Annotated in this window: 3 protein-coding genes and 2 rRNA genes (1 of these 5 only partly in view); all 5 read right to left on the bottom strand. The window is 38.9% G+C overall.

Features of this window, described 5'->3' with window-relative positions; all coding sequences use genetic code 11:
• Window positions 1–38: 38 nt before the first annotated feature.
• Window positions 39–1457 (bottom strand): toxin-antitoxin system YwqK family antitoxin, encoded by a 1419-nt coding sequence (locus tag ELD05_RS01440; protein WP_127351074.1) that lies wholly within the window; start codon window positions 1455–1457, stop codon window positions 39–41.
• A 13-nt stretch (window positions 1458–1470) separates the two neighbouring features.
• The gene (locus ELD05_RS01435; protein WP_164742558.1) at window positions 1471–6150 is read right to left on the bottom strand and encodes a polymorphic toxin-type HINT domain-containing protein; all 4680 of its coding nucleotides are present in this window, start codon (window positions 6148–6150) and stop codon (window positions 1471–1473) included.
• Between the two features lie 78 nt (window positions 6151–6228).
• On the bottom strand, window positions 6229–11055 hold the full coding sequence (locus tag ELD05_RS01430) for a prenyltransferase/squalene oxidase repeat-containing protein (protein ID WP_127351072.1): 4827 nt from the start codon (window positions 11053–11055) through the stop codon (window positions 6229–6231).
• 558 nt (window positions 11056–11613) lie between these two features.
• Window positions 11614–11730 (bottom strand): 5S ribosomal RNA (gene rrf, locus ELD05_RS01425).
• Window positions 11731–11792: 62 nt separating this feature from the next.
• Window positions 11793–13455, bottom strand: a 23S ribosomal RNA gene (locus ELD05_RS01420) (it continues 1298 nt past the right edge of the window).

Here is a 13455-nt window from a genome sequence, read left to right as displayed (position 1 = left end):
TTATCTGCCTCATCTTCTTTTATTATTCCTGCTAACGCTCAGTAAACCAATTTATGCTCAGAACCATCTTCATTGTAGTATGAACTCCCTTCTCTTCCCCCCCATTCAATCCACATTGGATTTCCATTTTCGTAATATCTTGCTGTATAAAACTTATATTTGTACTTTTCCCTTTCTTCTTCACTCAAAGGTGGCAATCTATAAAATGTTTCTTTTACCCTGCCATCTTCATAATACCACACCATGCAGGGCTCTTCTCCCCTACGCCACTTACCTTCAATGCAATATTCCACTGCCTTTTCCTGACCGTGTTTGTACCACCACACTGCCGCAGGCCCATCTTCTCTGTGCAGTTTACCCCCCTTGAAATACTCCTCAAATTCCTTCACTCCATTGTCATAATACCACACATTCGCTGGTCCTCCTTCCCTGTGCCTCCTGCCTTCTTTAAAATACGTCTCTCCTCTTATCCTACCATCTCTGAAATAACATATATACCCAGGTCCTCCTTCCCTGTGATGCTTGCCTTCAATGTAATACTCCTCTATCTTCTTCGCTCCATCCTCGTAATACACTACTCTCGCAGGTCCATCTTCCCTGTGAAGCTTACCTTCCCTGTAATAGCACTCCTCCTTAACTTTCCCACTCTCGTAATACTCAATCTTCGCTGGCCCTCCTTCCCTGTGAACCTTCCCATCAACATAATACACCTTCGCAACAACTTCCCCTCTGTATGAATATCTTATATACGCAGGTCCGTCTTCCCTGTGAACCTTCCCTCCTCGATAATATATCTCTATCTCCTTCTTCCCATTGTCGTAATATTTCACATACGCAGGTCCATCCCCCCTGTGCTCTTTGCCCTTGCTGTAATATATCTCATACTTCAATCTGCCATCTGCATAATACCCCCTCTCAACTCCATCCCTCTCCTTCTCCGCTTCTGCCTCTTCACCCCCTTTCTTCTCTTCATCCTCTCCCATCCTGTCCAAATATCTGCTGTAGCCGTCCTTAACTTCCCAAACCTCTATTACCTCATCCAAATCAAGCACATCTATCGTCTTTACAAAATCCCTGTTATCTGGTCCTGCATTCTCACTTATGTCTAAAAATCCATATCCCTCATTTTCTTTCGCAGATTTTATTATTTGTATCTCATTTACAGAAGATGTAACAAACCACCCATAGTATTTTTGAACCCAGTATCCCTTGTATCTTATTTGCCACTTCCTTTCATACACAGCTGTCACATCATCCACTAACACTACCTTCTCATAAATCCCTCTCTCCCCTTCCACCGGTCTAAATCCTCTCAACTTAACGTCTTCTTCGTCTGTCGATATTAATCTGTATCCTTTCAAAATGTAAGTCCCCGGGATATAGCAATTTTCATAACAATATTCTTTGCCTCTGTAAACACAGACTTTCTCACATCCATACAACATCCTAAATAGCATCAGTATCGCCTCCTTACTCCTCAAAACGTATAAATCTTTTTTCTACTTCAGAATATCTTGCTATCACTTTCATATTCTTATTTCCTCTCATTTCTATCAAAAATGCACCATCTTTTAAACTTAGGGGATTTTCAAAGTGAACAAAATACTCCGGTATTGCCTTGTCTTTCATTTGATTCATTACATCATTGCTTATATGCTCACTGTATCCAGCACCTGTTGCTGTAAATCCAGTCCCTGTGAATGGTTTGGAAAGATACCTTTCCGCTAACTCTTCATCCTCCTCAAATAAAATAAAATGTTCTTTACGAATACCCAAATTAGCAAGCTCTTCATCCGAAATGTCTTCAAACATATTTTTGCTAACTGGAATTTTTATCTTGTCTACGTCCTTCGTTTTAAATACCACAATATAGCATGATATTTCATTATATTTAATATCAGATAGCTTATTATGATCCGGAAATGGTGAACCTTTGTAATCTAACCTTAGTCGTGCTACAAGTTCCTCACAAGTCTTAGTGTCTTCAAGGTCAGCTGCACACGCTATAAATCCACTTACAGATGGATTTTCCGCATTTATATAATATTTATTTAACATCTCCTCATCAGGGCTTAGAACTCTTATTAATACTGTATCCTCATCTGGTTTTGGTATTGAGCTTCTAATTTTAAGCAATATTTTCCTTACTTCAGATGGAAGTTTTTGTTCTTTTTCGTCATGAACAAATCTCTTAATGTACTCTAAAAACTCTTCTTTCGAAAGTGAATTTCCTATAAGAACATTATCTAATTCCTGGGTAAAAGATTTTCTGCCTTCGTCAAGTTTACCAAAACCTTCTTTTTCAATTATCTTAAATTTTTCGGCTACATCTGGCCATTTTCCCCAAAGTTTAGTCTCCTCAGGTGTGCAGTCATTATGCACAAGCAATCCAGAGCTTCCAACAAAGTAAGTATGATAATCTTCTATGTTGAGATTATAAATTTTTACAGGTGCGCTTAACTTCTCAACTTCTACTTCATATACTACTTTCATTATACCATCTTGTGTTACTATTTTGTCACCACTTTTTATATCCTCAGCTGCTTCCCACCAGCCCGAATCTGTAAAGAATAAGTGCGATTTCGTAGTTTTTACTTCATCATCTCCAACTTTGATATGAACAATTTCTTCCGCACTCTTGACATAAATCTGTTTAACTTTCTTATAAGCTGTCTTACCTGTATTGACATCCTTCGCAAAAACAAAATCACCTATCTTTATCTCATCTATCCTCTTTTTACCCTCTTTTGTAATAACAATTGTGTCCCCGGTAAAGCAACCTTCTTCTAAAAATTTTAGTGATTCTTCAGCCGAATCCTCACTCATTCCCTCTTCTATTAATTTCTTCTTCAGTTTTGCCCTTGATAAGCCAAATTCACATCCATCCACTGTTGTTAAATCTAACTCATCTTCAATCCTGTACACAGACCTAATCTTTTCAAAAACTCTTCCCACAGATGTTTTCAAGTAGTCCTTTATTGTTTCCACTGCCTCAACAACTTTGAGAGCTGCTTCACGAGATAGTATCTTGAATTTTTCAAGCTTATTTACCTTAACAGCTAAACTGTCCATTTTTTCAATAAGCGCAGGGTCAATACCTCTTGCCATAGCTTTTACTGCACTATCACCATAATTGTTGATCACTCTCGCAGCATCTGGACCATACCTCTTTATAGCCTCAATCGCATCAGGACCGTATCTTGCTGCAACTTCAGCAACTTCATCTCCAAATTGTTCAGCTATCTGGGCTATCTCATCCAGTTGATTTTTTACCGTCTTGAATAACGTCATAATACCCGGTACTAAATATTCAATTACCTTAAATACTCCAAATGTAGCAATATTTAGTATCAACTCGCCAAACAGTTGGCTTGCATATTCATAATCTCTTGTCTCCCAGTACAAAATTATTGTTTCTAACGTCATAATGAGATTGATTGTGCTGATTACAAACAATGAATAGAATATAATTGCTAAAAGCGGATTGGTTGCAGCAATTAAAGCACAAGATATTTGCAGTACATCAAATATAGCCCAAGCAAGTGTAGTTAAACTAACCAGCGCAACCATAACATCAACAGCTGCAGAACCACCTGCAAGCCCTCCGCTTATCATGTATCCTGCTGCGCCAGTTTCCGAATCTAAAACTATATAACCTGCTCCCTGCCAGTTGTAGTACCTTATCTCTTTTTGCGGTATTATTACTATCTTCCCGCTGTTAACAGCATTGGTGATATCTGTTTTAACATGCTCGGAAACATCCAGTTCATTTATTCTGTCAATGTTATCCTTGCCTATAGTATATATAGGTATCCATCTATTGCTTGCTTCTGTAAGTATCTTTACTGCTGAAACTGAAGGTAATTTAAATATTTGTTCGTGTATCCCATGCTCTAGCGCAGAAGCTATTACTCCTGATGTTATCATATATCCTCGTTCGCTCTGCTTTTTACCCTCAAGACTAACAACACCCATTACATCATGGTCTACATCAATATAAAACGAACCGCCTGTTACCTCAACAGGAGTATTGAATATATACTTTACAGTTGGGCTGTAGCCAGTCATTGCTTCACTAACTTGGCGAACAGAACTTACCTTCATTGCTCTTGCCATAATTGAATTAAATGCATCAAGCTGAGCAAAGTATGTCTTACCTGCACTATTTAAAATCTCTCCCATTACCTGATCTGTATAAATGCTTTCCTCATTTACTGTATCTTTTATGACTGACACTCTCTCTTTGATAGCATCAAGTTCTTTAACATCAATCTTGCCAAAATCAAAACATATGCTATAAAATCCTCCAACAGTGACAGTGTTGGTTATCTTCTCAACAGTTCTTCCTACATGTCCTATCTCAATTGTAAATTCCTGCCTATTTCCAAATCCTGCTGCCTTACCTTCTGCAACAACCCGGCCATCTATTTTCAGCTGCGGTTTCAACTGAACCATATAAGCAGGTGTTTTAAATAACCCGCCGTAATGATTGATAATTTCTTCGTCCTCATGTGTGGCTGGAATCCATGAAAGAGTTATCTTTTTACCATATAGTTCAACTGCCTTGAACTGAATACTAAAATCATACGTTCCTGAAAAATTCAAGTTGAACGGTTCATTTCCCCTGATTGAAAATCCTATTTTCTCACTACTTGCATCAGGTATCGTATTTGTTTTTGCAAGTACTGTAACTATCTTGAATGGCAATGTAATAGGAAGCATCCCCAGCTTTTCAGGCTTTATTTTCTTGCCACCTATCAATTTGTTAGTATCAACATTACTAAGATTATTCCCCTCAATGTAGGCTTGCAGCTTCCCTTTAATCTCATCCATGAAGCTGCTCATCTTTTCGATATCTATTTTCGTGATGGTCTCGCCATCTCTTTCACCACTAACTTTAAATGCATCCATAATTTGCTCATCTGTGACTTTGGTGACTGCTTTAATATCCAAACCCGATTCTACACTATATTGTTTGAAACTTGGATCTAGAGGAACCCACACTTTTTGACCTTTCATAGCCCCTGCGCCGCGATAGTAATCATAGGGTACATATGCTTCTACCCAAACATGCTCAAATCGAACAGCAACAATTGCACCACCAGACACAACAGATTCGGTAGGTATACCAAGAGAGCCAAGCACTTTTACAGCTGCTTCGGCAGTTTGAGCACCTGTCCAATTTTTTACCTTCTCCACAGGCACTTCAACAATACCTTTAACATATCGTGAAGGAATGCCCTTGTATCTTAACATTGCTATTAAGAGCGACGCTTGGTCATAGTCATTGCCGGCTAACTGGTTTAACGTGCCAGTTGCACCTTTTCTCGAACCATAGTAAGGCTCAAAATCTATGTTGTTTTTTACAAATTCATACATTCTCACTGGTGTTTTGAGTGAATCAGCTAAATTTTTGATTTCCTGTGTAAATTTTGTCTCAGCAGTCTCAGCCAAATCCGCATCAACAGGAGTCTTTGGCAACACATTTGCCAAAGACTCCTGTTGTGCAACACTATACCCAGATGCTGCGGCTTCATTACCAATTGCTGGTTTAGGTGGAGTTAAGCTAGCATTGTTATGAGGAAGTGTACCCAATGGTTGCTGGGGCTGTTCAGGATTTAATATATTCTCTATCTCCTGAAGTTTGTTCCTTAGAAGTTCCATGTCCTTACCTTTGTATTCTTTTACGCGGTTCAAAAGTTCATCAAGCTTATCAAATAAGACTTCAAAATTGTTCAATTTCTTTTCCAATTCAGATTTAAACCGATTATGTCTTTGCTTGGCTTTAGTTGCATTTAACTTGTCAAGTATTTTACCGTTTTTGTCAAGTTCTGTAACAATAGATTTTCTAATCTCTTTTAAAACCTTTTTTATGTTTTTTATATCAGATTTCACTTTATCTATGTCATTGGCTTCAATGTCTGCTTTGAGCTTCTCATACAGTTTATATATTTCATCTGTGAAACAGCCAAGTTTTGTTCTGGTTTTTGGAATTTCATATTTTCTCTCAAACGTCGTTGTTTTAAAAGTACTCTCAACTTGTTTTGCCTGTTTTGCTAAAGCAAACTGTTGAGTTGGAAGTATAAAGTTAAATATAAATGCAACTAATAATACAATAGCAATCAGTCTTGATAATTTACTGCGCACCATTCCAAAACCATCCTCCCTACACATCTTTATTTTTCTTTGATTTTAGTTCGCTAAAAGCAGATATATCCCAGACCTCACTCAAGGTTCTAGCATCTCAATATCACGTGCTGTTGGTGTTGCTTCAAAATGCGAGCATGTTATTTTAATACTCTTGGCATAAATTCTTCCTGTTAATTTGAATTTATTCACATTTATATATACCGTCCCATTAGGAGCATATATAATTCCTTTTAATTCTACTTCTGAAGCATGTATGTTTATATCCCCATTTTCTGAACAAATAACAATTCCATTCTCACAGCTGCTTTTTACACTTCTTAAATTAAATGAAATATTGTTCTTAGATATCAAATAACCGCCAATTGTAAGATCATTCCCATTCACTTCAATACAACTTTCACTTATGACGTTTCCTGGTATATTGATTCCATTTCCATAATCAATAATCCTCATCTCATTTACGGTGGTTGCACTTTGTTGAGCTTTACTTCTAATTTCTTCTACTACGTTAGGTATATCTACATCAGGAGCATTACTTAGCACATTACATATGTTTGTTGTCTGGAACCATGTGTTTATTACACCAACACTTGAACAGGTGCCGTTTATATTCAACGTTGTCCCAGCAGATTGAATATTGCTATTGCTATGAACATCTCCATTTACACAGCCTTCATAAACATAAATCTCCAATGGATTTACACTGCTCGACGAAAATAAGGTATAACCAAATGCTGGACTTGATAATTTCTCTGAACCTTTTACAAGTATATAATCACTGTCTAATGTTACTTTTTCTGTATCATAAACAACATCAAGAATTACTAAATATGTTCCTCTTTTTAATGGAGCATGTTTCCATGTATTACTAATATATACACTTTGACCAACTCCTATATTTATATTGTTTTCTGTTAATGTATCAACCATCTCCATACTTACAGGATTAATAATTTTTACTTGCGAAGTAATAGCACCAATTTCTGTATTCCCTGTATTTGTAAGAACATAGTCGAATATAACATCATCTGTTGAGCGTATAACTCTTGGTTTGACTTCAAGCTCTCCTCTTAGCCCTTTATAAGTACTTCCGATAATTCTGAACATTGTGGTAGTTTTTGCGATTACTTCATTGCCTTTGTATACCTCTGAAACAACCGTGTAATCTCCTAAACTACTCTTTGAAGTATTCCACGAACTTTTTATAGTTTTTGTCTCACCCTGAAGTATTTCCTCAATATTAGTAACTTTACTCCATACTTCTTCACCATTTAAATTAATAATTTTTGTCTTTACAGTAAGCCCCTTTTCAATACTGTTTGTACTGCCATTTTTGATTGTTTCAGTTATGTTCACATCTTCATCAGCACAATATTCCACTTTATCAGTAACCACTCTGTTATAAATTTCCCCATCAGGTTTGATAACAAAATTGCATTCATTGACAGCAGCTATAACATTTTCTTTTTTCCAAGTAGCTCTTACAATATAATAACCAGCTAATGTTGTTCCTGTTTCCCATTTGCATAATATGTTTTTCTTCTCACCCTCATACAGCTCAACTGGTATGTCATTAACAACATTTGCAACCAAATTTTTATTCCTATCTAAAATATCTACTCTCAATTTCCACTGTGTCTTTAAATTGCTGCTATTTTCACCATATATACTTATATTTACAGTTTCTCCTCTTTCATATTCATATTTGTCAGTAAATAGGTCAGTTTTCAAACTGTTTGTACCAACAACAGTTACATTAACAAAATCCGGTTCTGATTCAACTTTCCCATCATTTACTACAAGCATTATTTTAGTAGTTCCCTCAGGTAGAATAATCTCTGGCTGGTTCCCCTCTGCCTGGCCTCCGTCCCATATCCATTTGTATGTTAAATTGTCGCCATCTGGATCGTATGAACCTGTCCCATCTAACAGCACTTTGGCTTTTCCATCTGGCCCTGCTTGAACTGTTATATCATCACCTGCATCTGCTATTGGTGCTCTATTATAACTGTTAATTGATATATCTTCTAATATCGGTGTTTCTAAATTAGAAGTTTTTAATTTTACTTCTACTTGAACAAACCTGCCAATTAAGTCTTTAATTTCGACATTATTTTGAACCTGGATGTAAGGTTTGGATTCTAACTCTTCTAAAGTATTAGCAGCTTTCGCACTTACAGTAATATCTGTTCCTGCAGGCTTTTTCTCATGCCAACTGATACTCTTCCATCTACAATTTTCCTCTCCTTCATCATGAATCACTGTCCATGTCCCCTCATGTGCAGTAATATTTTTAAGATGAAAGCCTGTCATATCACTATACGTATATGGACTAGCACCAACAGGGTAAAAACCAACGATTGTTCCATCGGTTTTAATCTTTGCTGCGTTACTTGTCGAATAATTAACTGCCCATACATATCCCTCTCCGTCTACTCCAACACCAATAGGGCCTTGTCCGTTGGGGTAAAGTTTTACAGACATCAAGAATTTCCCATCCGGTGAAAATTTGTTTAATACATGATTACCAGAATATGCTGCCCAAATATTACCCTCATTATCAACTGCCACTCCTCTTCCATATGAACCATCTCCATAATGGATCGAATACTGCTCGGTAACTGGATCAAATCTTATAATTCCCCCTGAAGAAGTAAATGAAGGTGACCATACAATCCCTTTCTTATCTACTACAATTCCGTAAGTTGTTCCACCAACAGAATAACTCTTCACATAGGTATTGTTATTAGTATCAATTTTCATAATTGCAGAACCTAGTGTAGCTGCCCATAAAATACCATTAGAATCGATTGTCGCACCATAAGGTCCATATGGAACATTTATTTCAATTCCTGTTTTTGTTCCGTCCGAATTTAACACAACAAATTTCCGCTCATTATATAATCCAACCCACACTCTGTCTTCTTTGTCTATTGCAACAGCTCTTGGTATACTATTTGAACTACCAACTTGAACAACTGCCAAAACCGCTTCATCTTCTCCCCATGGCAAAATTTCATTTGAGTCAATCCTACCATTATTGTTTACATCATATGACGTATCTATTTTTCCATTTTTATTTTTATCAATTCCACCCGATAAAGCTATCTTTACAACCGTTCCATTACCTCTGTTTGCTACCCAACAGTTTCCTTCTTTATCAATTGCTGTTCTTGATGGACTTGTAGAACTATCTGGACCTGTTCTATATCTTGCTATTTCTTGCCCTGTCCTTGTATCAATTTTGGATAAAGTTCCCTCACCCGCATTAGCAATCCAAATATATGGAAATACTTCAGCAGATTTATTAAGCTGGAGCTGATCATGAACTTCTTCATGATTGACTCCTCTCATAATACCTCTATCAAAATCCTCATCTGATGTGAAAACGGAACTAAGCTGCTTTAATACTTTAAATTTGTAATATCTCTTTATAATTTCTTTTTCTTTGTAATACAGAGTGACTGTAATGTTATATTCTCCTTCATTCTTTGTATTTGGTTCAAAAGCACCTATTTCAATTTGATTTAAACCATTTTGTAATCTCGACATCATCTCTTTATTAAAAATAATGTTATGGTTATAGTCGTAAACATTTGCTCTAACTGTAATTTCATCTTTTATGTTAACATCTGCATCTAAATTGATACGCAATTTTGGTGTTATTCTGCTATACAACCTTGCAACTCCAGGTATTACTTCTATAAATGCGCTTTTAATTTTTATAAAAGGCTCAACATTGAAATTTTTCACTAATGATGCAATAACTTCACCATTTTTATTTTTTAACACAACTTCTGCACTATAGATACCTTCTTCATTTACATCTGAAAACCAAAAATACCTTCCCAAGCTATCTTTTGGAATAAATATCTTCTCATGTTCCGGATTAATTATTGCCACCTCAACTTCAATATCCTTCCCCTGGTAAATCGGAAGCACTTCTACAAACTCTTTTGCTTTTACTTGTTTAGTTTCTCTCCCATTAACTAGAATTTTTACATCTCTTAATTCTACTTTTTGTTCGTCAATATAACTTTGCAAAACATCTAACGCAATTGTTGTTATATACGCATCATTCTCCCAACTTCCATTGGGCTGTTGAAGCAAAGCTATCTTTTCAGGAATGTTCTTAACTTCTTCCCATCTATCCTTATATAATGCTTTGTATACAAAAGTAGATAGATATACTGTAGTATCTGGATCACCCCACAAGCCGTTTTCGTTCTTTTGAGTTAACAACCATTGAGCAGATTTATCCAATACGTCAGCAATATCAACATGATATATTTCTTTGTACTTCACTAATACCATCCTTGCTAATGCTGTTGCATAAATACGACCTTCTGTATTTTCTATAAACCCCCAGCTTCCATCTGCATTCTGCGCTGAAATCAAATAACTGACTCCACGTTGAATTTCGTGGTCGTGTCCTTCAATTTCAATTAAACTGTCAAGCACTAAGCATGTATCTAAAATGTCACTTTCGTATTCATTGGTTATTCCCCAGCCACCATCAGAATTTTGGAGTTCCACTATTTTTGAAATTAATTGTTTTCTTTTTTCTTCTGATATGCAAGGTAACACCCTTGCTATTAAGTCTACATTATCTGTCTCTTGTAAATTTAACCATTCTGATGCTTTAGCTATAATTTCCTCAGTTCCCTTGTATTTTTTTAGAGTTTTCACAATGTTTGAAGCTGTTATTATCTGCTGAATATAATCATCTCCCCAGTTCATGCCTTGTGCTAACCATCGAACTGCTTTGTTTATGCTTTCGTTCATGTCAACCTGTGTTGATTCTGCTGCCAAAGGTAACAATGGATTTGACAGCAGTAAAAAGAAAAATGATAAAAACAGTAATATTGATAAAATTCGATTTGCATATATGTTTCTCAAGCTCATTCCTATCATAGCTCCTTTCTAAATATAATTTGTTTTTTCTAAAATGTAAATTGAATTCAATTATGTTATTGTCTTCTTCAGAATATGTTACTATTTTATAAAATCATATTCATTTTTTTCAACAACAATGTTTCGACACATTTCTACATAATTAGACATTTTAGTTCATATTGTCTCAGGCAGTAATCTTTCTTGGCTATTTAACTGCAAAATAAAAAAACAGAAGAACTACTTTAAATTCTGAAATGGCAATTTCGTAATTATTATGTTAAATAATTTTTTTATTCTAACGTGGGGATTGCTAATTATAGAACAGAAATGAAACCTCGTTTATTAGGTAAATGATTTGCATATTTTCTTGATATAGCAATGCTATGTAATTATTTATACTAACTGAGAAAGGATAAAAAAACGTTTTTGATAAAAGTTGCCTAACAAAAGACAAAGCAGATCTAAAAGGAGTTGAAAAAGGACACTAAGGTTTAGAAATTGAGCATTTGCTTTTTGACATTTAAGCGAACTGTTAAATTATTAACAATTATAATTAAAAAACAAAAAATCCGGCAGCCACCTACTTTCCCGTGCCGTCTCCAGCACAGTATCATCGGCGTTGCGAGGCTTAACTTCCGTGTTCGGAATGGGAACGGGTGTTTCCCTCGCTCTTTCGCCACCGGATTTGTTTACTCTATTCATTTTTTCAGCAGCCTCGCAAGTGAATAGGGTAAGACTGGTTTTTTTCGGTCAAGCTCCTCGGGTCATTAGTACCGCCTTGCTCAACGCCTCACAGCGCTTACACATGCGGCCTATCTACCTGGTAGTCTCCCAGGACCCTTACCACCCTCTTTGGGTGTGGGGTATCTCATCTTGGGGTGGGCTTCACGCTTAGATGCTTTCAGCGTTTATCCCATCCGGACTTGGCTTCCCAGCCGTGCCCCTGGCGGAACAACTGGTAAACCAGCGGTCCGTCCAACCCGGTCCTCTCGTACTAGGGTCAGCTCCCCTCAAATACCCTGCGCCCGCGGCGGATAAGGACCGAACTGTCTCACGACGTTCTGAACCCAGCTCACGTACCGCTTTAATGGGCGAACAGCCCAACCCTTGGGACCTACTTCAGCCCCAGGATGCGATGAGCCGACATCGAGGTGCCAAACCTCCCCGTCGATGTGGACTCTCGGGGGAGATCAGCCTGTTATCCCCGGGGTAACTTTTATCCGTTGAGCGACGGCTCTCCCACTCGAAAACCGCCGGATCACTAAGCCCGACTTTCGTCCCTGCTCGACCTGTCGGTCTCACAGTCAAGCCACCTTACCGCCTTTGCACTCCTACCGCACGATTTCCATCCGTGCTGAGGTGACCTTTGGGCGCCTCCGTTACCTTTTAGGAGGCGACCGCCCCAGTCAAACTGCCCACCTGACAGTGTCCCATCACTCGGTTCAGAGTGTCTGGTTAGTGCCCCAGTGCACCCAGAGTGGTATCCCACCGACGGCTCCATGGAAGCTGGCGCCCCCACTTCTCTGCCTCCCACCTATCCTGTACAGGGCACACCAAAACACAGTGCCAGGCTGCAGTAAAGCTCCACGGGGTCTTTCTGTCCAACCGCGGGTAACCAGCGTCTTCACTGGTACCACAATTTCGCCGGGCACACCGCCAAGACAGCGCCCAAGTCGTTACGCCATTCGTGCGGGTCGGAACTTACCCGACAAGGAATTTCGCTACCTTAGGACCGTTATAGTTACGGCCGCCGTTCACTGGGGCTTCGGTTCGGAGCTTTCCACCCCTCCCCTTAACCTTCCAGCACCGGGCAGGCGTCAGCCCCTATACCTCGCCTTTCGGCTTCGCAGAGACCTGTGTTTTTGATAAACAGTCGCTTGGGCCTATTCCCTGCGACCCTGAGCTCTTCACCCAGGGCACCCCTTCTCCCGAAGTTACGGGGTCAGTTTGCCGAGTTCCTTAGCGGTGCTTCACCCGTCCGTCTGTGGATTCTCTCCTCGCCCACCTGTGTCGGTTTCCAGTACGGGCACCTGCCTTCGCCTACGCGACGCTTTTCTTGGCAGTGTGAAGCGCGGCACTTCGCCTACTATAAATTCGGCTCCCCATCACGGCTCACGGTTGTATGGGCGTGCGGATTTGCCTACACACCCCCGCTCGCCGCTTGGCCGGGGTCAACCAACGCCCCGGTTGCCTGCTCCTCCTGCGTCCCGCCCCGTAGGTTAACCTCCGGCAGGTGGCTCAGGAATATCAACCTGATACCCATCAGCTACGCCTTTCGGCCTCGCCTTAGGCCCCGGCTAACTCTGGGCGGATTCGCCTTCCCCAGAAAACCTTGGGCTTCCGACGGGCAGGCTTCCCACCTGCCTCGCGCTACTTATTCCGGCATTCTCACTTCTGCCTCGTCCACCC

Source organism: Caldicellulosiruptor changbaiensis (assembly GCF_003999255.1).
GTDB lineage: Bacteria > Bacillota > Thermoanaerobacteria > Caldicellulosiruptorales > Caldicellulosiruptoraceae > Caldicellulosiruptor > Caldicellulosiruptor changbaiensis.
Note: the sequence above shows the minus strand (reverse complement) of the source record. Positions and strands in the feature narration are given on the sequence as shown.

Bases quoted from the DNA above. Each gene is read 5' to 3' on its own strand.
- ELD05_RS01440 (WP_127351074.1), bottom strand. From the start codon at position 1,457: ATGCTATTTAGGATGTTGTATGGATGTGAGAAAGTCTGTGTTTACAGA.
- ELD05_RS01435 (WP_164742558.1), bottom strand. From the start codon at position 6,150: ATGGTGCGCAGTAAATTATCAAGACTGATTGCTATTGTATTATTAGTT.
- ELD05_RS01430 (WP_127351072.1), bottom strand. From the start codon at position 11,055: ATGAGCTTGAGAAACATATATGCAAATCGAATTTTATCAATATTACTG.